At 59.4% G+C, this 20528-nt stretch carries 18 protein-coding genes and 3 tRNA genes; 8 read left to right on the forward strand and 13 right to left on the reverse strand.

Annotated elements, in window-relative coordinates:
- Positions 1-4: 4 nt before the first annotated feature.
- Both AC06DS_RS05690 and AC06DS_RS05695 read right to left on the reverse strand, forming a co-directional pair.
- Entirely contained in the window at positions 5-1033 is a 1029-nt protein-coding gene (locus AC06DS_RS05690; protein WP_477100177.1) for an LLM class flavin-dependent oxidoreductase, read from the reverse strand.
- A 156-nt stretch (positions 1034-1189) separates the two neighbouring features.
- Positions 1190-1262, reverse strand: a tRNA-Lys gene (locus tag AC06DS_RS05695).
- 310 nt (positions 1263-1572) lie between these two features.
- Between AC06DS_RS05695 and AC06DS_RS05700 the strand changes: the two genes are divergently transcribed.
- Positions 1573-2769: a L,D-transpeptidase gene (locus tag AC06DS_RS05700; protein ID WP_477100178.1), complete on the forward strand. Its 1197-nt coding sequence runs from the start codon at positions 1573-1575 to the stop codon at positions 2767-2769.
- A 20-nt stretch (positions 2770-2789) separates the two neighbouring features.
- Here AC06DS_RS05700 and AC06DS_RS05705 read toward each other — a convergent pair whose 3' ends face one another.
- Positions 2790-3665: a phytoene/squalene synthase family protein gene (locus AC06DS_RS05705; protein WP_477100179.1), complete on the reverse strand. Its 876-nt coding sequence runs from the start codon at positions 3663-3665 to the stop codon at positions 2790-2792.
- Positions 3666-4047: 382 nt separating this feature from the next.
- Between AC06DS_RS05705 and AC06DS_RS05710 the strand changes: the two genes are divergently transcribed.
- On the forward strand, positions 4048-4269 hold the full coding sequence (locus tag AC06DS_RS05710; RefSeq protein WP_477100180.1) for a heavy-metal-associated domain-containing protein: 222 nt from the start codon (positions 4048-4050) through the stop codon (positions 4267-4269).
- A 29-nt stretch (positions 4270-4298) separates the two neighbouring features.
- On the opposite strand, the gene AC06DS_RS05715 is transcribed toward AC06DS_RS05710, so the two are convergent.
- From AC06DS_RS05715 to AC06DS_RS05735, 5 genes are all read right to left on the reverse strand, one after another.
- A complete protein-coding gene (locus AC06DS_RS05715) occupies positions 4299-4796 on the reverse strand; it encodes a flavin reductase family protein (RefSeq protein ID WP_477100181.1) in 498 nt (165 codons plus the stop codon).
- Between the two features lie 26 nt (positions 4797-4822).
- Positions 4823-4898 (reverse strand) — tRNA-His (locus tag AC06DS_RS05720).
- 96 nt (positions 4899-4994) lie between these two features.
- On the reverse strand, positions 4995-5567 hold the full coding sequence (orn, locus tag AC06DS_RS05725) for an oligoribonuclease (protein ID WP_477101186.1): 573 nt from the start codon (positions 5565-5567) through the stop codon (positions 4995-4997).
- Between the two features lie 118 nt (positions 5568-5685).
- Positions 5686-6600 carry a mycolate reductase gene (gene cmrA / locus AC06DS_RS05730; protein WP_477100182.1) on the reverse strand — a complete coding sequence of 305 codons (915 nt, stop codon included), beginning with the start codon at positions 6598-6600 and terminating at the stop codon, positions 5686-5688.
- Positions 6601-6635: 35 nt separating this feature from the next.
- Positions 6636-7325: a lysostaphin resistance A-like protein gene (locus tag AC06DS_RS05735; protein WP_477100183.1), complete on the reverse strand. Its 690-nt coding sequence runs from the start codon at positions 7323-7325 to the stop codon at positions 6636-6638.
- An 87-nt stretch (positions 7326-7412) separates the two neighbouring features.
- On the opposite strand from AC06DS_RS05735, the gene AC06DS_RS05740 reads away from it, so the two are divergent.
- Positions 7413-8267, forward strand: a complete 855-nt coding sequence (locus AC06DS_RS05740; RefSeq protein ID WP_477100184.1) for a DUF6882 domain-containing protein — start codon at positions 7413-7415, stop codon at positions 8265-8267.
- Positions 8268-8462: 195 nt separating this feature from the next.
- On the opposite strand, the gene AC06DS_RS05745 is transcribed toward AC06DS_RS05740, so the two are convergent.
- Together AC06DS_RS05745 and AC06DS_RS05750 are read right to left on the reverse strand one after the other, a co-directional pair.
- Positions 8463-9968: an ABC-F family ATP-binding cassette domain-containing protein gene (locus tag AC06DS_RS05745; protein WP_408924673.1), complete on the reverse strand. Its 1506-nt coding sequence runs from the start codon at positions 9966-9968 to the stop codon at positions 8463-8465.
- Between the two features lie 179 nt (positions 9969-10147).
- Positions 10148-10224: transfer RNA gene (locus tag AC06DS_RS05750), tRNA-Arg, on the reverse strand.
- Positions 10225-10421: 197 nt separating this feature from the next.
- On the opposite strand from AC06DS_RS05750, the gene AC06DS_RS05755 reads away from it, so the two are divergent.
- From AC06DS_RS05755 to AC06DS_RS05775, 5 genes are all read left to right on the forward strand, one after another.
- A complete protein-coding gene (locus tag AC06DS_RS05755) occupies positions 10422-12659 on the forward strand; it encodes a bifunctional copper resistance protein CopD/cytochrome c oxidase assembly protein (RefSeq protein ID WP_477101187.1) in 2238 nt (745 codons plus the stop codon).
- A 184-nt stretch (positions 12660-12843) separates the two neighbouring features.
- Positions 12844-13356 carry a single-stranded DNA-binding protein gene (locus AC06DS_RS05760; protein ID WP_477100185.1) on the forward strand — a complete coding sequence of 171 codons (513 nt, stop codon included), beginning with the start codon at positions 12844-12846 and terminating at the stop codon, positions 13354-13356.
- A 131-nt stretch (positions 13357-13487) separates the two neighbouring features.
- Positions 13488-15158 carry an energy-dependent translational throttle protein EttA gene (gene ettA, locus AC06DS_RS05765; protein WP_293791449.1) on the forward strand — a complete coding sequence of 557 codons (1671 nt, stop codon included), beginning with the start codon at positions 13488-13490 and terminating at the stop codon, positions 15156-15158.
- A gap of 113 nt (positions 15159-15271) precedes the next feature.
- Positions 15272-15754 (forward strand): acyl-CoA thioesterase, encoded by a 483-nt coding sequence (locus tag AC06DS_RS05770; RefSeq protein ID WP_473964097.1) that lies wholly within the window; start codon positions 15272-15274, stop codon positions 15752-15754.
- An 83-nt stretch (positions 15755-15837) separates the two neighbouring features.
- Positions 15838-16554, forward strand: coding sequence for a DUF8185 domain-containing protein (locus AC06DS_RS05775; RefSeq protein WP_477100186.1), 717 nt, complete (start codon positions 15838-15840; stop codon positions 16552-16554).
- 20 nt (positions 16555-16574) lie between these two features.
- On the opposite strand, the gene AC06DS_RS05780 is transcribed toward AC06DS_RS05775, so the two are convergent.
- The 3 genes from AC06DS_RS05780 to pepN all read right to left on the reverse strand — a co-directional run bounded on the left by AC06DS_RS05780 (position 16575) and on the right by pepN (position 20519).
- Entirely contained in the window at positions 16575-17369 is a 795-nt protein-coding gene (locus AC06DS_RS05780) for a TSUP family transporter (protein ID WP_477100187.1), read from the reverse strand.
- A gap of 2 nt (positions 17370-17371) precedes the next feature.
- Entirely contained in the window at positions 17372-17761 is a 390-nt protein-coding gene (locus AC06DS_RS05785) for a globin (protein WP_293791445.1), read from the reverse strand.
- A 70-nt stretch (positions 17762-17831) separates the two neighbouring features.
- Complete coding sequence (gene pepN, locus AC06DS_RS05790; protein WP_477100188.1) at positions 17832-20519, reverse strand: aminopeptidase N; 2688 nt, start codon at positions 20517-20519, stop codon at positions 17832-17834.
- Positions 20520-20528 lie beyond the last annotated feature (9 nt).

The raw sequence follows: 20528 nt of genomic DNA on the forward strand, positions 1-20528 counted from the left end.
GGGTCTAGTGGTTAGTGCTGGACGGGGGGAGTGAGGCGGCGTCCGCAAGAATTTCCATAGACCGCAGGGATTCCGCGGTCGACGGCGACTGCAGCGAGACCATGAGCTCGTCGGCTTGGGCGTGAGTACGGAACTCCTCGAGGTAACGACGGACGACGTCGCGCGTGCCGACGGCGGAGTAGCGCAACATATCCAGGATCTGCTGGCCGGCGGGGGAATCAGTGAGCATGTCCAGTTCCGCTTCCGTAAGGCTGCGGCCACGACCCGCCATGACGCGCACGCGGTTGCGGCAGACCTGGCGCCACTGCTCATCGGCCTCTTCTTGGGAATCAGCGGCGGTGACGTTTACTGCGGCGATGACATAAGGCTCCGGGTGGCGTTCCGAGGGCTGGTAGTTGTCTCGGTAGACCTGCACGGCCTGCGTGAGAGCGGCGGGCGCAAAGTGGCTGGCGAAACTGTAAGGCAAGCCCAGGTGTGCAGCCAGCTGCGCGCCGAATAGGGAGGAACCCAGGATGTACAGCGGCACATTAGTGCCCATGCCGGGGACGGCTACAACACCGGGGATCTTGGACTCGCCGTTGAGGTAGCCGTAGAGTTCGGCGACGTCTTGCGGGAAGGTCTCCGCCGCGGAAGGCTCGCGGCGCAGGGCACGGAGGGTCATTTGGTCGGTGCCGGGTGCGCGACCGAGGCCGAGGTCAATGCGGCCCGGGTGGAGCTCTGCGAGGGTGCCGAACTGCTCGGCGATGACGAGCGGGGCGTGGTTCGGGAGCATGACGCCACCGGCGCCCAAGTTAATCGTGGAGGTCTTAGCCGCAATGTGTGCAATGAGGACGGCAGGCGAGGAGCTGGCGATGGATTTCATGTTGTGGTGCTCTGAGTACCAGATGCGCTTGAAACCGAGCTTCTCGGCTTGCTGGGCCCACTGGACGGAGCGGTTGAATGCGTCGGCGGGGCGCTCGCCCTTGTAGACGGTGGCGAAGTCCAGCAGGCTCAGCGGGGAAAGGGAGTTCTCGTGTGCCGTCGTGTCCGTCATAGTGGTTTGGATGCCTCCTTGGTGTGGGCCTGCTATAGGGTTTTGAGTCCTTTGCAGACGATAACCACCGTGGTGGGGCGGTTATTCCGCTGGCGCTGGTCGGGGGGTAGGTAAAATAAAACCCCCACCGGGATAGATCCCGATGGGGGTGGAATGTGGGCTATCAGGGACTCGAACCCCGAACCCGCTGATTAAGAGTCAGCTGCTCTGCCAATTGAGCTAATAGCCCGCGTTATTCGAAGCGCTGTGCGCCTCGGCAACGTGGAAAACTTTATACCTTGGTGTGTGTACAACACAAATCGCCTGGTCGGGGCGGATAATTGGCAGTCTGCAAGCGTGGCTAGAAGTTAGCTGCAAGAGTGGACTGCCTGGCGGAAGCGAGTGCACGAATACAAGCCAGGAGGTATCGCCACCGTTTATAACGTTTACGCTACGAACAGCTGAAACCCGGTCAAATCACTAACGTTCCTCCAACAGCAACCGTTATGGTTTAGGACAGTCACATTTTCTACACACACATTTCTTTCTTGGAGTAAGACTTGCGCAGCACCAAGGTTTTGGGTCAAACCTTTTCACGGATCACTGCGGCGTCGCTAAGCGTTGCCCTGGTCGCTTTCACCGCATCGTGCACGATCGACCATAACGACGATCCGAAGATCAGTTCGAATGCTTCGACGAGCGACGGTGAAGGCGAAAAGAAGAACATCGAACTGACCTCCAACATGAAGGACGGTGGCACTGATGTCGACGTCTCCGAGCATGTGCAGGTTAAAGGTAGCCAGAAGATCGACAAGGTCTCGCTGACGAACGACGCGGGCGAGAAAATCAAGGGCAAGTACAACGACGACAAGACCAAGTGGACCGTGCCCACGAAACTCGGCTACTCGCGCACATACACCCTGACCGCGAAGTCCGGCGATAAGCAACTCAAGCAGACCTTCACGACCGTCTCCCCGGCCACGACACTCAACGGCGCGCTGGCCCCGCTCGACGGTTCGACCGTTGGCATCGGCCAGACCATCGCCCTGTACTTCGACGCCCCAGTGGAGGACCGCAAGGCAGTCGAGGATGCCATCACAGTGGAGACCACGCCGAAGGTGGAAGGTGCTTTCTACTGGATCTCGCCCCAGAACCTCCGCTGGCGCCCCAAGGACTATTGGAAGCCAGGCACCAAGGTGAAGGTGAAGGCCAACCTGTATGGCACCAAGCTCGGCGAAGGTGTGTATGGCGGTGAGGACCGCAGTGCAAAGTTCACCATCGGCGATGACGTGCGCGCGGTCGTGGACGACAAAACGAAGATGATGACCATCAAGAAGAACGGCAAGACTCTGCAGACCATGCCGGTTTCTATGGGCAGGGACTACGAGTACCCTACGCCGAATGGTAAGTACATCATCGGCGATCAGTTTGAGACACTGACCATGGATTCCTCGACGTTCGGTCTGACCGGCGCGGGGTCGTACAAGACTGACGTGCAGTACGCGACGCAGATGAGCTACTCGGGTATTTACATCCACGCGGCTCCGTGGAGCGTGTACGCGCAGGGCAACACCAATACTTCCCACGGTTGTCTGAATGTTTCGGTGGAAAACGCCGCCTGGGTGTTTAACCACATGAAGCGTGGCGACATTGTTGAGGTGAAGAACACCCAGGGAGAGACTCTGAACGGTGTCGACGGGTTGGGTGACTGGAACATCCCGTGGAATACCTGGAAGGCCGGTAACGCTAACGGCTAGCGCTGGAGCTTGCCGCGCGCCTAACGCAGGCGTGCAGCGCGGGGGAGGGCACGCGCGATAATCCTCGCCTTCTCGGCTCGCGGCACTTGTATGCGGGCCGTTTTTAGTTGCTCGACGGAGGTGCGGGCGAGCCGCTCATTCAGCGCAGCGAAGAGGTCGTGCGCCCCGGCGACGCCCACGCGGGCGGATAGCGGCAGCAAGTGCATGGTCGCATAAGCCTGGGCAAGTTCCTCGCGGATCTCTGCGACTAGTGTGGCCTTTGATTCCTCTGTCAGTTTTGGCAGATAGGAACGCTGCAAACCGACCGTATCTTCCTGGTAATCCCGCAGGAAGTTCACCTTTTGGAAGGCGCTACCCAGCGCGTAGGCTCCCGCATCAGTCTCCGCGCGTTGCTCCGGGGTCAGCGGGCGCCCTGCCTCGACGGCGTGAGCTGCGAATACCGCGTTGCACATCCAGCCGATCACGCCCGCGGAGCCGTGCACGTATGCGCGGAGAGGCAAGGATTTGGCGCTGGGGGCGTCAGAACGCATGGACGAGAAGAAGTCCACCGTCCAGGCGCGGTCGAATCCAGCCCAGCGCGCCGTGAGGGCGAACGCGTGCGCGATGGGGTCGGTGCTGAAGCCGGTGTCTAGCGCCGCGAGGGTGGTGTGTTCGTAGTCGTCGAGGGTCTTTTGGACGCCACAGGCCGGCTGGCTAAGCGCCTCAGCCGTACCGTCGACGATTTCGTCTGCGATGCGAGCGAGGGCATAGATGTTGCGGATGTGTAGTTTGACGGTTGGTGCGAGGAGTTCGCTGGCCAGGTAAAAGCTGGTGGAATAGTGGCGGATAAAGCTGGCGGCCGCGGAGGTGGAGGCCTGCGTGTACAGCGCGGCGGGGGCGTGGTGGATGCGGGCCATGGTTGATAATGCTATCCCATGGGGGAGGAGTGCCTGTGGGGTGGTGGTTCGGGCCCCGGTGGGGTGGTGGTTCAGGCCAGATGTCCAAAATTCCATATCTTAAAACATAACTATTCTATTTGCGCAGGTCAGAGGGGGTGCGAATTTTGCGATTTTTCTGCTTTTCGCGTTAACCCGTTGATTTTGGACATTTGCCCTCTGAGAGGGCGGGGGATCGCACGTATCGTGGCGCGTATCGGCGCCGTGAGCCGCTGGATGCGCTGGCTAGTGCGAGGTTCCGCGGAATGAATGTTCCCTGCGAGATGTTGTGCATACCGAGTGCTTCCTAGGCGCCAGAAAAATAAAGCAGAGAAATAAAGCTAGGGAAAGAGAGGCTTCCAACATGACCACATACAGCTACGACGTCACGGGGATGAACTGCGGACACTGTGAAAACGCCGTAAAGGAGGAGGTCGCGAACCTTCCTGGGGTGACGAATATCGAGGTCAGTGCAGACAAGGGGCTGTTGACGTTTGAGCATGATGCAACTGCTGGCGAGCTCAGCGATCAGCAGGTTGTCGATGCTGTCGACGAGGCGGGCTACGAAGCTATTCGCCGCGCGTAGGGGAGTGGGTCAGGCGGGAGTGCCCGCCGTTAGAAGGGGCGCAACCCCGCGATGCTGTAGAACTCGTGGCCAAGGAAAAGCAACGCAGAGTCCTCGGAGGTCGCCGACACGTCCAGCACTTCCGCAGCCACTAGCGTGGCCTCCCCGGCCTTCGCTGTATCTGAAATCCGCGCGCGGATCACGGCTCGGGAGTTCGGAAGTAGCGGCTCGCCAGTCTCCGCGGTTACCCACCCTTGAGATTCCGCGAAGCGATCCGCGCCCGACGTGGCGAAGGAGTGCGCGATGGGGGACTGGGCGTCACTAAGAAAGTGCACCAACATGCTGCTCGACTGCAGTAATTTGCCAGCCGAACCCGTGCGCTTCATCAGCGAGAAACTGATCGAGAGTGGGTCGAGTGAAAGCGAGGAAACCGACGATGCCGTGAGGCCGACGGGCTCGCCGTCGACGGTCGCGGTGATTAGCGTTACCCCCGCCGGGTGTCCGCGGAAGACATCCCGAAACGCTGTTTGAAGATCGGTGTTACTCATTAGCATCACTAGACCTTTAAAAAATTTGGGGTGACTGACGGGACTCGAACCCGCGACACCTAGGATCACAACCTAGTGCTCTACCAGCTGAACTACAGTCACCATTGCTGTTGAAAACAGCGGATTTCATGTTAGCCGACACCCCGCGACTTAACCAAAATGCCAGGTCGGGAGGTCTGAACGCGGGTTAAAATGGTGCTAGATCGGGAAGCGTTCCGTCGCTGCCTTCGCGGCGGCGTTCACGTCTGCATTGGCCGGGTCGGCCTCCACCAGCATTGCGCGGCGGTAGAAATCCAGTTCGCGGATGGATTCCTTGATGTCTGCCAGCGCGCGGTGTGTCATGCCCTTGGCGGGCTGGCCGTTGTACACACGTGGGTACCAGCGGCGGGCAAGTTCCTTCAGGCTGGAGACGTCGATCATGCGGTAGTGCAGGTACTGGTCTAGGTGCGGCATGTAGCGGGTGATGAACTTCCGGTCGACGCTGATGCTGTTGCCTGCCAGCGGTGCGACACCTGCGGTGGGGACGTGCTTCTTCACGTACTCCAAGACTCGCTCTTCGGCTTCTTCCAGCGTGACGTCGGAGGCGCGGATCTGTTCCGTCAGTCCGGACTCGCCGTGCATCTTCGTCACCACGTCATCCATTCGATCCAGGTCGCGCTCGGTCGCGTGAATCACCAGGTCCAAACCGTCGTCCAGCGGGTTGAGCTCCGCATCCGTCACAATGACCGCGATCTCGACCAGCACGTGCTGGTCGGGGTCGAGGCCCGTCATTTCGCAGTCGACCCATACGAGTCGGTCGTTCTTGGCAACTTGATTCGGAGTGCTATTCACGGATGATCCTTTCTGTTGTTGATAATTCTATGTCTTTCTTGGTGACGCCTCCTCGTAATCAGTCGCTTTCTACTGCCATTTGGGCGTAGAACTTTCCGACGATGGGCGCGGTGACCTTCCGCGGCAGATAGGTGGACACGAAATTCATGGCCTTTGACAAAGGGCCGGGGACTACGCGCAGCTTGTTCTTGGCAAGTGCGGCAAGGGTGTCCAAGGCACAGTCCTCATAGGTGGTCCAGAGGAAATCCGGGACGGCATCGTCAACCTCGGTGAGCTGTTCATCTTCCTTGCGTGCCTCGCGTACCGGGCCGGGCGCCAGGAGGGTGCACTTAATGCCGTGCTCCTTGAGCTCGTAATGCAGTGATTCGGTGAATGTGTTGACCATCGCCTTGGTGCCCACGTAGGTGGCGTTTCCAGGGATGGCCATGTTGCCGGCGGCGGAGCCGACGTTGACGATGCCGCCCTCGCCACGTTCCAGCATGCCGGGCAGCACGGCCTGGGTGAGTTCGTAGAGCGCGGTGGCGTTTAGTTCGAATTGCAGGCGCTCATAGTCCCAGTCGAGATCCTTGAACTGGCCAAAGGTGGCAATGCCCGCTGAGTTGATGATGATGCTGACCGGGGTGGTGCGGAGCTCTTCCAACAATTCTGCTCGGGCGGAGGCATCTGCTAGATCTACGGAGCGAATCTGCACATCGCGATCAGGGAACGCATCCGCGATCTCCTGCATCGGCGCTACAGTGCGGGCGACGAGGAGGAGGTCGTAGCCGCGCCGGGCGAGCTCCTCTGCGATGGCCTTACCGATTCCAGAGGAAGCGCCGGTAATGACGGCGTAGGAGCCCGGGGTGGGGGCGGGGAGGTCAAGTTCCGCGGACTTCTGGGACTTGCCCAGGCTGAACGGCAGCGGGACGGGGAGCTGCTCCAGGGGGAGGGAGCGGAGGGCGTCAATAGGGTTAAAGCGGCTATTCGCAGTCATGGCTACAACCATAGCGGGCGGTGCGGACAAGAGGCTTAGCCAGCGACTCCGAAGACGAGTAGCCCGACGACCAGGTTGTTCAGCATATGAACGATGAATCCCGCCCATAGTGTGCCGTGCCATCTGGTGATCAGTGCGCAAGAGATGCCGAGGAAGGTCGTAAAGAGGATAGCTGGCGGGGAGACGTGAACCAGACCGAAAAGCAGTGAGCTGAACAGGACACTCAGGGCAGCTGGCATTAGCGTGTCGAAGTAGCCCATGAGAACCCGACGGAAAACCAACTCCTCGAGGAACGGACCAAGCAGCAGATACGCCAGGAGGACGAGGAGGATGGGGAGGGTCTGCCCGGATTCGCCTGCGCTAGTCAAGGTCGAGGAACGCTCGCCATTTTCCATTCCCAAGATTGAGGCGACAAATGCAGTGGCAGCACCGGCTGCGATGATTGTCACTGGAGTCTGCCAGAGCAGATGCCAACCTCTTTTAGAGAGTGAAGTGAAGCCAGTTTGGATGTTCTGTTTCCGCAGGTAGCGAACCAACAGCCAGGAGGGCACGCCGAGCGCGATGATGAGCATGAATGGCAGAACGCCGAGGACTACTCCCTTGTCCAGGGAGAGCTTTGCCAAGCCCAACGCCTGGAATGCGAGGAGCCCGTAGGCGGAGAGGAGAGCTGCGACGGACACTAATGCGTCCTTAGTGCGAGGAGGGGTTAGTTGTCGGTAGGTCATGGATCCTTTCACAGGTGAGGATGTGTGAAAGAGGGGCTGTGTGAAAATGGAGCTGCGTGCCGAAATGGGCAGTGTTAGTTTAGTCGCATGATCCCCGATATTCGCAGAGTCGGACAGCACGCCGCGCTGTATGCCCATGCGCGCTGTGAGCACATCATGGAACAGATCGAAGAACGCGTTGGCGATGACTGGGGAATTGCCGTAGGCGAGATTCAAGGCGAGCAGTACTACCAGTTTCAGGGGCGGGTTAAGCTCGCCAATGCTCGAGTGGAACTCGTCGCGACCGTTGATGTGGAGTCTGCGACTCTCAAGTGGGAATGGGCGGATGAAGCGGCTGTTTCCGGAGCTGCAGAACTTGGTCGGCGCCTTGCCGCGGAGGCGATGCGCGAGTGGGGTGAGGAACAAGACCTGCCAGGGTTTACGACCCCAGTTGTGCCTTACGAGGTTCCCGAGTGGGACGGCGATGAAGCTGAATCGGGTAGCGGGGAAGACACGGAAGATGAGGAAGGCGAAGAAGGCGACGAGCTGTATGCGCCGTCAATTGCAGCGGCAGCCGTTTCGGAGGATATAGGGGATAGCGCGTTCGAAATCTTTGGTTCGCATGCTTGTTACGCAACCATCCCGAACGAAGACGAATCCGAGATCCGGATTTACTTGATGGATTCGTTCAACCCACCGATGCGGGAGACGGATCTGTCGGTGATGTTCGTCAAGTTCGACGCCATATTGTTGGAATGCGACGACCCGGTGTGGAGCATCGAAGGGATCGCGAATCAGCGCGAGGACTGGACAGTCGAGGAAATCGAGCCGGAGAAAAAGCAACGCGCGTGGAAGATCGCGGACAGCGAGAGACGCTACTTCGTGGTGGAGCTGAGCTTCAACGAAGACGGCACGATCGCAGAGCTTGGCAAGAAGGGGCTGTTTACAGAGGAAAGCGCCTGACGAAATCCGTCGGACACTCTAGCTAAAAAACGAAACCGGCGCTCCGGAAAAGAAAAACCGAGACGCCAGTTTGTCCATGATGTCGCGACTGAAGTGGCAACGATGCCGCGACTTATGACAGCGCTGCCTGAGCACATTTGAGGTGTCGATTATGCGCCCGCTTTCGTGTGCCGACTGGCCTATTGCAAAGTGCGTTTAAAGCTCGATGGTGCGATCCAGCGAAAGGCGCGAACAGAAGTGTTCATCGTGGCTGACGACGAGTAACGCTCCGCGGTAAGCGGAGAGGACGTCGACAAGCCAGTCCACGGTGGGGATATCCAAGTTGTTAGTCGGCTCGTCTAGTAGCAGGAACTGCGGTGCGGGAGAAGCAAGCAGCACGCGTGCGCACTCGGCACGGAACCGCTCGCCTCCGGAAAGCTGCTCCACTGGCGCGTGGACACTGTCATTCTGGAACAACAGTTGTGCTAGATTGTCGCGGATAAACTGCGGGTCAGCCTGCGGATTGCTTTCCGCGACCAGCTCCCACACACTCTTGTCCGCTGGCAATGTGATGCGTTGACGTAAATAGCCGCGGGGAAGCGCATAGTCGACGTCGCCGCTGGCAATCCGATTGAGAAACGTAGTTTTTCCCGCCCCATTGGCACCGGCGAGTCGGACGCGTTCGGGGCCGACGATTGTCAACAGCTCGCTGCTCAGAACCCGTGTGGCATTGGGAAGGCTGGTATCGGGAAGCTCGATGTGAACGTGAGTGTCCTCCCGCAACCTAAGTTGTGCTAAGTCATAACCTTCCCGAGCTTGTGACACCGAGGCTGCGGCATCACGGGCACGCTTGGCTGACGAGACCTGGGATCGGTTCTTATCATTTCCCATGGCCATTCCAGGCTTGCGTTTGGAGGTAGCGAACTCTTTACCTCGGCGGGCGTTACGGGCAAGCCGTGTCTGCATCTCGGCACGTTGGCGAACTTCCTTGTGATAGGAGGCTTTGGCCTCACTGACTTCGGCCCGCACGGTTTCCTGTTCGTGGTTGATGGTTTGACGGTAGTGCTCAAAGTTCCCGCTAAACATTCGTAATGATCCGCGATAGAGCTCAGCTATCTCGTCAGCGTGGTTGAGCAGCTCCCGATCATGCGAGATGACCACCATGGGCGCCGGGGAAGCGTCAATCATATGCAGTAGGCGCTCCTTGGCAGCGGCGTCGAGATTGTTCGTGGGTTCATCAAGAATGATCATCTCTGGTTGGGAGAAAAACAGCGCCGTCAGCGCTACAGCGACGGCCTCTCCTCCCGACAAGCTGCCGACGCTGCGAGAAAGGGAAAAGTTCAGTTCCGACGCGCTAAGAGCGGCCTGGATCCTCTCCTTGAGATCCCAGTTGTCAGCAACGATGGTCGCGAGCTCCTCGGAGTAGTTGCCCGCTTCGATCTCCGCTAGGGCATCTAAAATCTCGCGGGCCTTGAATACGTCTGCGATGGTGTCGGTCACTTTAAGCCCCAGATCTTGGTCTAGGTAGCCGATCTTAGGGGCCGTCACGGTGCCAGAAGTGGGTTGATAGATGCCGGCCAACACCTTAGCGAGAGTCGATTTTCCTGAGCCATTAGCACCGACAAGGCCGGTGAAAGGCGCGCTGAATGTGGCGCTTAAATCTGAAAAACAAGGAGTGCCGTCTGGCCAGGTAAAAGAGAGATGGGAAAAAGAAACATGCATGCCAAGTTCCGCCTTCGAGTCAACGATGATTAAGTGAGCGTCGAATTAGGAACGGATCTTCATAAGGCGGAACCGTACTTCAAACCAATCTGAGTGTCAATGCTCACTAACTTTAGAAGTGCGCATGATGGTCTGCTGGGGTACCCCCCCAAACGAACAGTTGTCCGAAGTCGGGACAATGGCGCCCCCGGCAGGACTCGAACCCGCGACACATGGGGTAGAAACCCACTGCTCTAATCCACTGAGCTACGGAGGCATACGAGTAGATAATAATGCACGCGCATGCGCGCAGAAATCGCGGGGCAATCATCCGGTAGGTGTGGCGCAGTCGCGCAGGTAGGTGCCGGGGAAGCGTGGTGTGTTCATGTGGGCAATCTTGCCGAGGACGCGACGCAAGCGACATCACAAAAACGCGAGTTCACCCTGTCCGGACCGGAGGGTAAGGTTCCAAACATGTCCTCCCCGGCAGATCAGGAAGCTAAGCAAACAGCGGAAGCCAAGGCCGCGCAGACGGAAACCAAAGCGAAGCCCGCGCAAGCCCCGACCCAGCCCGCGAAGCTGGGCAACCCCGGCCTCGTGTACCTTATCGGCGCTCTCGTCGCCGGGTGCTTCGGCGCCGCCATCGGTTACTCCTTCCTCGGCGAATCACTCGCTCTGCTAGGCATCCCGGACCCCGGTCCGCTGACCACCATTGGTCTTCCTTTCGTCCGCGGTGCGGCAATCTTCATTGCTTGCCTTGGCCTTGGCGGGTTCCTCATGGCTGCCTTTGGCACGCCCGCCGATAAGCAGGGATATCTCACCCTTGATGGCTTTCGTGCCTCCCGGACGGGAACCTGGGGAATGATCGGCTTCGCACTCCTATCGCTGCTGCTGATTCCGATGTACATGTCGGACATCTCCGGCAGCCCCCTCAACGAGGTGCTAAAGCCCAAGTACTGGGGGATTGCGCTGGAACAGGTGTCGGCGTCGAAGGCCTGGCTCTGGGTTGCCATCTTTGCGGGTGTGGCCGGTGGGCTTTCACTGCTCACGCGCAAATGGATTTGGCAGCCGATCTTCCTGGTGCTGTCTATTCTCTCGCTTATCCCGCTGGCCCTGGAGGGGCACTCCGCGGCGGGCGGTAACCATGACTACGGCGTTAACTCGCTGCTCTGGCACATCATCTGCGTCTCACTGTGGGTAGGTGGCCTGCTGGCCTTGCTGGCGCACGCGAAACGCCGCGGCCCGCACCTGGCCCTCATCGTGCAGCGCTACAGCTTCCTGGCTCTGTTCTGCATCATCGCCGTCGCACTGTCCGGGTTCATCAACGCCCTACTGCGCGTACACCTGGACGAGCTATTTACCACCCAATATGGCCTGGTCATCGTATCGAAGATGGTGATGACCCTGATTCTCGGCTGGTTCGGCTGGGTGCAGCGCTCCCACATCATCCCCAAACTCCACGACGGCGAAGGCGAAGGCGGCAAGACCACCAGCGCCCAACGCGCACCCTTCATCCGCTTCGCCACCCTGGAAATCTTCATCATGGCCGCCACCATCGGCATCGCCGTGTCGCTGGGGCGCATTCCGCCGCCCATCGAGCAGGTAGTAAACCTCACCCAGCAGGATGTGCTGCTCGGCTACACGCTCACCGAACCGCCGTCGATCTGGCGCTACTTCACCATGTTCCGCCTGGATCTCGTCTTCGGTGTGGGCGCGATCATCCTCCAGGCGGGTTACATGTGGGCTTGGTTGAGCCTCAAGAAGCGCGGTATCGAATGGCCCATCCAGCGCCTCATCTGGTGGTCTGTCGGCAACATCACCCTTTTGTTCGCCACCAGCTCCGGTCTGGGCATGTACTCCATGGCAATGTTTGGCCCGCACATGCTTCAACACGTGATCCTTTCCATGGCCGTGCCCGTATTTTGGGTTCTCGGCGGCCCCATGACATTGCTGCTACGCGCCCTGCCCGCTGCCGGACGAAACGGTGTGGCCGGCCCACGCGAATGGTTGGTTGTATTCATCAACAACCCTGTCTCGCGCTTTTTGACGAACCCTATCGTCGCCGGTACGCAGTTCGTTGTCGGCTTCTATTACCTGTATCTCTCGCCGCTTTTTGACGCCATCGCGCCTGAGCACGCCGGGCACTTGTTTATGATGCTGCACTTCATCATCTCGGGATACATCTTCTATTGGGTGATTATCGGCGTAGATGCCGCACCGCGGCACCTCTCGCCCTTCATCAAGATGCTGACCCTGTTTGCAATGGTGACCTTCCACGCATGGTTCGGTATTGCGATGATGCAGATCTCCGAGCCGCTGAACGCGGACTTCTACAGCCAATTGGACTTCCCGTTCCCAGTGGACCTCGATCACCAACAGTTCCTGGGCGGAGGCATCACCTGGGGGCTGGGAGAGATTCCGCTGCTTATCGTTTCCATCGCTCACGGCTTCCAGTGGCTACGTTCCGACCGGCGCGAGGCCAAGCGCTTCGATCGCAAGGAGGAGCGTACTGGGGATGAAGAGCTGGCAGCTTACAACGCAATGCTGGCGGGACTTTCCACCGGTCAAATCGATACCGGTAACCGTGCCTACTACGGCGATGATTACCACGATCAGGACGTTCAAAGCACCCTGCACTCTGCCAAGCACAAGGCGAAAAACAAGGCCCAGCACAAGCCAGCACAAGAGCAGACGAACCAGGATCCGGACTAACGCATATCCAGTCGCAGACTGTCAACCCCCTTCCTTTCAGCCTGTGGATAAGCCCTGGGCGTGAGTGGAGTTGTCCACAGGGTGGCGTCACAAAGAAAAAGAAAAAGTCCTCGACGCGCTATCAATAAGAGTCACGCGCTGGGGAACAAGCTCCGGTGCGGCAATTAGGAAGGGGACTAGTCGGATGAGCAACAATCTGGCACAGGCATATCTGGTGGGGAACGCGGTAGATAACCCACAGATTCGATTCAGGGGGCTCGACGGCGGGCCGACGTTGACGACATTCCGCGTGGCAATGAACCATCGCTTTCAAGGCGCGGATGGACAGTGGCAAGACGGCGACCCGTGCTACATGGAAGTGCAGTGCTGGGGCACGTTGGGGGACAATGTCATCGCGACAGTGGGCAAAGGAATGTCCGTGATCGTGGTCGGGCGCATCGTCCAGAGCACGTGGGAAGCCAGCGGGGAGGACGGTAAGACGGTGACCCGCAGTGTGTTGCGTGTGCGCGCGACGCACGTCGGGCCGGATCTGGGAGCTCGCAATGTATTGGTGAACGTTCGCAAGGCGGTGGAACAAAACGCGGCCAAGAACGCCGAACAAGAGGTCACCAAGGAAGTCGCCAAGGAACTTGTGGGAGTTGGTGCGGCCACCACCGGCATGGAGGAACGGGAAGGGGAAGAGAAAACGCCTTTCTAGGCGTTTGGCAGCGTAGCTGACCTGGGCTGCTCGGGGGAGTAGCCCAGGTAGGCCTTTCCGCGGTGGCACCACGTACACTAGGTGGGCGAATACATTGGGACACTAACCACGAAAGGTCAGAAGAGTTCACCGTGGGCGAGTTCATTTACACCATGAAGAACGTGCGCAAGGCGCACGGCGACAAAGTCATTCTGGATAACGTCACGATGGCGTTTTACCCCGGCGCCAAGATCGGCGTAGTGGGACCGAATGGTGCAGGTAAGTCCTCCATCCTGAAGATCATGGCGGGCATCGATCAGCCCTCCAACGGTGAGGCATTCCTGGATCCCGGCGCAACCGTGGGCATCCTCATGCAGGAGCCGCCGCTGAACGAGGAAAAGACCGTTCGCCAGAACGTCGAAGAGGGCATGGGTGAGATCTTCGAGATCCGCCAGCGCTATGAAGAGATCGCCGAAGAAATGGCCACCAACTACACCGATGAGTTGATGGAAGAGATGACGACTCTGCAGGAGCAGATCGACGCTGCAGATGCGTGGGAGCTGGATTCCAAGATCGAGCAGGCGATGGACGCACTGCGCTGCCCGCCGGCCGACGCGCCTGTCACTAACCTCTCCGGTGGTGAGCGTCGTCGCGTGGCGCTGGCCAAGCTACTGCTTAGCGAGCCGGACCTGCTGCTGCTGGACGAGCCCACTAACCACCTGGACGCCGAGTCCGTGCTGTGGCTGGAGCAGCACCTGAAGGATTACAAGGGTGCGGTCCTGGCCGTGACCCACGACCGCTACTTCCTGGATCACGTAGCCGGCTGGATCTGTGAGGTCGACCGCGGCAAGCTGTACCCGTACGAGGGCAACTACTCCACCTACCTGGAGACCAAAGCCAAGCGCCTGGAGGTTGCAGGTAAGAAGGACGCCAAACTCCAGAAGCGCCTGAAGGAAGAGCTGGCTTGGGTTCGCTCCGGCGCGAAGGCCCGTCAGGCGAAGAACAAGGCTCGTCTGCAGCGTTATGAAGAGATGGCTGCAGAGGCTGAGCAGTACAAGAAGCTCGACTTTGAAGAGATTCAGATCCCGACCCCGCCGCGCCTGGGTAACCAGGTTGTCGAGGTCAAGGATCTGAACAAGGGATTCGACGGCCGTACCCTCATCAAGGACCTATCGTTCACCCTGCCGCGTAACGGCATTGTGGGCGTCATCGGCCCGAACGGCGTGGGTAAGACCACCCTGTTTAAGACAATTGTCGGCCTGGAGCAGCCGGACTCCGGTGAGGTTAAGGTCGGCTCCACCGTGCAGCTGAGCTACGTGGATCAGAACCGCGAGAACATCGACCCCGAGCAGACTGTTTGGGAGGTTGTCTCTGACGGCCTGGATTACATCCACGTTGGCCAGAATGAAATGCCTTCCCGCGCGTACCTCTCCGCATTCGGTTTCAAGGGGCCGGATCAGCAAAAGCCTTCCAAGGTGCTTTCGGGTGGTGAGCGTAACCGCCTGAACCTGGCGCTAACGCTGAAGCAGGGAGGCAACCTGATCCTGCTGGATGAGCCGACTAACGACTTGGATGTTGAGACCCTGTCCTCCCTGGAGAACGCTTTGCAGCAGTTCCCTGGCTGTGCCGTGGTCATCTCGCACGACCGCTGGTTCCTGGATCGCACCTGTACTCACATCCTGGCTTGGGAAGGCAACGTTGCCGAGGGGCAGTGGTACTGGTTCGAGGGCAATTTCGAGGATTACGAGAAGAACAAGGTCGATCGCCTTGGCCCGGAGGCTGCACGCCCGCACCGCGTGACGCACCGCAAGCTGACTCGCTAGGTGTTTTCCTCGCTTAAAACCGTGTAACAACGTGAACCAATGTGAAGGGTGTGGCAAGATTGGTTCACGAAACAAAAGTTACTTGTGAGGTTCAAAGCGAGGTTTTAAACGCAATGCCCTTCATCGACCACGAGCCCACCGGGACTCGCTGGCACACATGCCACCGCGAACTCCGGTGGTCCGATTTCGACCAATACCAGCACGTCAACAACGCAAAATACCTGGAATTTGGCCAAGACGCGCGAATGGTCTTCCTCAAAGACGTGCTGATGGAGATGGACATAGCGGTTCCCCCGATGTTCGCGCGCCACACCACCATCGACTACCCGTACCCTCTGTCGCCGGGGGAATCGGAAGTGGCCGTCGCCTCCTACTTCATCGGCGTGGGACGTAAGTCCTGCACAATGCGCCAGGTAATCCAGGATTCCATCGGGCGAGTGACCTGCACTATCGATGCCGTGATGGTGGGAATCGACGTGATGAGTGGCAAGTCCCGCGAATGGAATGAGCAGGACATCCACAACCTTAATCTTTTCCTCATTCCCGGTGACGAGGAAGTCGTCACCAGCCAAGCTGCCACCGCTGCCCGCTACTAGCTGATCGTTAGTGCGCCGCTAGATGTTGCGCTACTCACCTATGCGAGCTTTGGCTCTGGGGGAGGGGTTAAGGTGGGGGAATTATGGGCGTCACAATCGATCTGCAGGGAATAGTTGACTCGCGATCCGCGACCGCGGCGGTGAGCGCCATGCGGCGCGCAGGCGCAGTGACGAAGCGCGCGCTGGTGATGGATCCGGGTGCGCTCGTGCGCTTAGGTGCTGTGGGGGAGCGGTCGACGGATCTTTTTATTTCGACGCCACTAGGCTGCGTTGTTTCTGTGCGTGTACCAGGGCAGGTAGGCGGCGCGGGTAAGTCAGGCTCCGTGGCCTATGCCAGCGAGGCACTGGGGGCAATCGTTGCTTTTGAACCCGGCCAGCAGCTCCTGGACCTGGGCGCGGACATGGATTTGATGTGGATGGGGTCGCTGCCTCCGCAGCAGGGGTTTGAGCTGATCGACACGGTGCCAGGAAGCGTGGTGCGCACACTGCACGCGGATATGGCAGCGGAAAATGAAGCGAACTCTGGCCCCATGGGCATCGCCCGTAGCCTGCTGGAACAGCAGGTTCTTTCGGTGAAACGCTCGGACGGTAGCGACGCCGCCACCTCCGTCGCACTCGAAGGCCGAACCATCGCGGCACTCGGCGGCCTGCGTTTGGTTCCAGAGCCGGGGGAAAAGCTGCGGGATTATGATTTCGTTCGCGTGAGCGCCGGTGGGAGTTGGATCCGCATTGACGCGCTGGTAGGAAGCGTATATGCGCCACGACCTGGTGGGCTGGCGCGGGTTCCCGGACCGCGCTAAGACCGCGAAGACTTAGGCGGCTAGGAACCGGCGTAAATGTCGTAGCCCAATTTGATGCTCATAACTACGACGATAACTAGCAATGCAATGCGTACGAAGCCCGTTCCTTTGGATAGCACAAGACGTGCTCCGACTTGTGCTCCGGCTACGTTAAAGGCCGCCAAGGCTAGACCGAAGAGCCAGATCACGTGGCCGCCGATGGCGAATACGGTAAGGGCTCCCAAGTTGGTGGCGATGTTGATGATCTTTGCTAGGACGGCAGACTCCACGAAGGATTTGCTGAGAAGTGCCGTGAACGCGATGATCAGGAACGTGCCTGTGCCCGGCCCGAAGAAACCGTCGTAGGTGGCGATAATTCCGACTGCGAAGAGTCCTACGAGCCAGCGGTGGCGGTTCTGTGCCGATGCATGTTGAGGTTTACCGAAGCCGGGGTTGAGGGCAACATATGTTCCGACTGCCAGCAGAAGGAAGATCACCAGAGGCCTTAGAGCCTCGGAGCTCAGCATCGATACCAAGAGCGCACCCGACGCCGCACAGGCGAAAGCGAGCGGCACCCCAAACGCCACCAGTTTGCGGTCGATTTTCTGGCGAATATCGGATGCCCGCAGCATGCGAGCGACGGCAGATGAAGTTCCGAAAACAGCCGCAAGTTTGTTCGTTGCCATTGCTGCGGCTTCGGGTGTTGCTGGTGCGACGATCAGAATCAGGGGAATGAGGATCAGCCCGCCTCCGCCGACGATGGCATCGATCGTCCCTGCAACGAAGGACCCCACCGCGAGGATCGAAAATGTTTCGGCGGAAAGCTCGGCTAGCATCCTTAGACCTCGTCAGGGGTATTCACCAGCATGTGCGCGACTCTTTCCATGTGATCCCACATTGCCGCCCGGTGCTCATCGGGCAGTTGCTCGCGGTCGATGGTGGCCAAGGCGTTGCCCATGAGCTCAAGCCAGCGGTCGCGGGCAGCCGTATCGATGCGGAAAGGGGCGTGGCGCATCCGCAGGCGAGGGTGGCCGCGTCGAGCGTTGAACTCTGCAGGGCCGCCCCAATACTGCACCAGGAACCAGCGCAGGCGATCTTCGGCGCCCTCGAGGTCGTCCTCCGGGTACATCGGCCTGAGGATATCGTCGGTGCGAACCTGGCGATAGAACTCGTGCACGATGGCGCGGAACGTTTCCTCACCAACAGCGTCGTAGAAGCTAGAAGTCATGCCTCAACCTTATCTGTTTGTAGAGCGTGAACCGCCCAGTTACTGATCCTTTGATTCTTTCGCGAGCCTTCTAGTGAGCTTTCGCGTCGAAAGCCTGAGCGGCCTTGGCGCGAGCCACTCGGTCGCGTCCCTCGGAAAGCACGCGGCGGAGACCACTCGGGGTGTCCTCCGCCTGCATGAGTTCGGCAATGGCGGCATCCGTGGATTCGCTGTGATCCCAAGTGGGGTAGATTCCCTCCAGGGTGCGCAGCGCCATCTCCGAGTTCAGTGACTTCCAGTACTCCACGGCGTGGGCGATGTAATCCTCGCTGAACTGCTGCAGCAGGTCGCCGTGGCCGACGTGCACAAGGCCCGCGTTGCGGTGGCGCAGGCTCAGGTTGCTCTGCTGTGGCGCTTCCACGGTCAACGCACGCCAGACCTGCTGCTTAGTCTGCTCATCCGGTATGGAGGAGCGGGCCTGCAGCGCCAATGCTGCACCACTGGAGGAGTTGTCCTTGGACTCTTCGGCGGCGATGCGCGCCTCTACCTGTGCAGTGGATTCTCCAGTGGCGCGGGCAGCAGCGGTAAGCGCAATGATGACTGCCCAACGCAGATCCTGGTCCACGTTGAGCCCAGGGATCGTTTCGTCATTGTCTTCCGATGCGCCAGTTTCGCCCAGCAGTGCGCGCAGAACAGAAGCCGACTCTGCGGAGTGCACACAGCCCACGAACGCGCGGACAAATGCCAATTGCGCCGGGCCGCTAGTCTTGTGCGCCGCAGCCAGGAAAGCCTCGCGCAGTTGCGCCCAGCCTTCATCCGTCCAACCTGCGGCCGCATAGTTCTCAGCTGCCGAGCGTGCCTGAGCCAGGATTTGCTCCAACACTGCCAGCTCCGTTTCCTCCACCGCGCCACCGGCGACCAGGCGGATAAAGTCACGTGCCCGCATATTCGCATTGCGCGTCATCTGCCAGGCAGCAGACCACACCAGAGCGCGTGCCATCGGATCGGCAATGCGGGCAATGTTCGGCACTTCCTCGCCTCCGATCGCTGTGGTCAGTGACGCCTCATCCAGCGCCATGTTGCCGTAGGCCAGGTCGTCGTCATTAACCAGCACCATGTCACCGGCAGTGACGCCAACCAGCTCCGGCACTTCGGTGCGCTCGCCGGAAATATCCAACTCCACCCGCTTGGTGCGTTGTAAAGCGCCAGCGTCATCAAAGTTGTAGATACCTACCGCAATGCGGTGAGTACGAGTCTCACCCGCGCCGGGCTGTGCGCCCGACTGTTCTACAGCGAAGGAGCTGTAGGATCCGTCGGCCACGTCGAAGGCCGGGGTGAGAGTATTAATGCCCGTGGTGCGTAGCCACTGATTCGACCAATCGGACAAGTCACGGCCCGACGCCTTTTCCAAAGCCCCCAGTAGATCCGCAAACGTCGCATTACCCCAGGCGTGAGAGGCGAAGTGCGCGCGGATGCCCGCAAAGAACTCTTCCAGCCCCACGTACGCCGCCAGCTGCTTCAGCACACTGGCACCCTTGGCATAGGTGATGCCGTCGAAGTTGGCCTCCACCGTCTCAATATCGCCTGCATCGGAGAACACTGGGTGGGTAGAGGAAAGCTGATCCTGCGCATATGCCCAGGCTTTTTCCTTGCTGTTGAAGGTCACCCACGCCGTGTCGTACTTCGTCGCGCCGGCCTGACTCATGGCTGCAGACCAAGTAGCGAAGGATTCGTTCAACCACAGGTCATCCCACCACTTCATCGTCACCAAGTCGCCGAACCACATGTGCGCCAGCTCGTGCAGGATCGTATCCGCACGGCGCTCGTACTGGTAATGGCTGGCCGCGGAGCGGAAGATGTACTCGTCGCGGATCGTCACCGCACCCGCATTTTCCATCGCGCCCATGTTGTACTCCGGGCAGAAAATTTGATCGTACTTGTAGAACGGGTAGCCAATGCCGAACTTATCTGCGTAGTAGTCGAAGCCTTGCTTCGTCACCTCAAAAAGCTCATCGGCATCCAGATACTCCGCCAGCGACTGACGGCAGAATAGCGCGAGAGGTACTCGAATTTCCCCGCTGGTCTGGAGGTTCTCACCCAGCGGATTGTTGCTCAACGCTTCTACGGTCTCCGGGTGCTCAGTGATCGTGCCGCGCCACTCGTCGCGCACCACGTGCCACGGTCCAACGCAGAACGCAATGAGGTAGGTAGACAACAGGTAGTCCACACTAGCCCTGTGCTGCTTGTTTTGGACGCCCTCAACCTCCTCCACAGCAATCTCATTGTTCGTCACCACAGTCCACTCGGCGGGAGTGGTCAGCTCCACGTCATACGTCGCCTTGATATCCGGCTGGTCGAAGCAAGCGAAGACCCGCTTGGCATCCGCCGTTTCAAACTGGGTGTACATATAGGCCTGGTTATCGCTGGGGTCGAAGAAGCGGTGCAGGCCCTGGCCCGTGCTGGAGTAGGGGATCTCCGCTTCTACTACTACCTCGTGCTGGCCGCTGGACAGGCCTTCCAGCGGAATCCCCGCTGCGGCGTCATAGGTAAAACCACCGAGCGCTTCGCCATCGAGCTCTGCCCGCAGCAGCGAGTCAGCGCGCAGGTCGAGGAAGGTAGACCCGGCGTCAGAAGTGAAGCTGATGCGCGTCAGCGAGCGAAAGTGCTTGTTATCGGGCTGCTCGCCGCCGGTGAGGTCGAGTTGGATGGTGTAGTGAACATCGCTGATGAGGCTTGCGCGGTGCTCGGCTTCAGTACGGGTTAGGTTAATGGAACTCATGCAAACCAC

This window comes from Corynebacterium sp. TUM25015 (assembly GCF_056393505.1).

Coding starts and splice junctions, on each gene's coding strand:
- orn (WP_477101186.1), bottom strand. CDS start 5,567: ATGACGGGCCTCGACCCCGACCAGCACGTGCTGGTCGAGATCGCGGTC.
- AC06DS_RS05745 (WP_408924673.1), bottom strand. CDS start 9,968: ATGCATGTTTCTTTTTCCCATCTCTCTTTTACCTGGCCAGACGGCACT.
- cmrA (WP_477100182.1), bottom strand. CDS start 6,600: ATGACTGCGAATAGCCGCTTTAACCCTATTGACGCCCTCCGCTCCCTC.
- AC06DS_RS05780 (WP_477100187.1), bottom strand. CDS start 17,369: ATGCTAGCCGAGCTTTCCGCCGAAACATTTTCGATCCTCGCGGTGGGG.
- pepN (WP_477100188.1), bottom strand. CDS start 20,519: ATGAGTTCCATTAACCTAACCCGTACTGAAGCCGAGCACCGCGCAAGC.
- AC06DS_RS05740 (WP_477100184.1), top strand. CDS start 7,413: ATGATCCCCGATATTCGCAGAGTCGGACAGCACGCCGCGCTGTATGCC.
- AC06DS_RS05715 (WP_477100181.1), bottom strand. CDS start 4,796: ATGAGTAACACCGATCTTCAAACAGCGTTTCGGGATGTCTTCCGCGGA.
- AC06DS_RS05760 (WP_477100185.1), top strand. CDS start 12,844: ATGAGCAACAATCTGGCACAGGCATATCTGGTGGGGAACGCGGTAGAT.
- AC06DS_RS05770 (WP_473964097.1), top strand. CDS start 15,272: ATGCCCTTCATCGACCACGAGCCCACCGGGACTCGCTGGCACACATGC.
- AC06DS_RS05755 (WP_477101187.1), top strand. CDS start 10,422: ATGTCCTCCCCGGCAGATCAGGAAGCTAAGCAAACAGCGGAAGCCAAG.
- AC06DS_RS05775 (WP_477100186.1), top strand. CDS start 15,838: ATGGGCGTCACAATCGATCTGCAGGGAATAGTTGACTCGCGATCCGCG.
- AC06DS_RS05705 (WP_477100179.1), bottom strand. CDS start 3,665: ATGGCCCGCATCCACCACGCCCCCGCCGCGCTGTACACGCAGGCCTCC.
- AC06DS_RS05690 (WP_477100177.1), bottom strand. CDS start 1,033: ATGACGGACACGACGGCACACGAGAACTCCCTTTCCCCGCTGAGCCTG.
- AC06DS_RS05785 (WP_293791445.1), bottom strand. CDS start 17,761: ATGACTTCTAGCTTCTACGACGCTGTTGGTGAGGAAACGTTCCGCGCC.
- AC06DS_RS05735 (WP_477100183.1), bottom strand. CDS start 7,325: ATGACCTACCGACAACTAACCCCTCCTCGCACTAAGGACGCATTAGTG.
- AC06DS_RS05710 (WP_477100180.1), top strand. CDS start 4,048: ATGACCACATACAGCTACGACGTCACGGGGATGAACTGCGGACACTGT.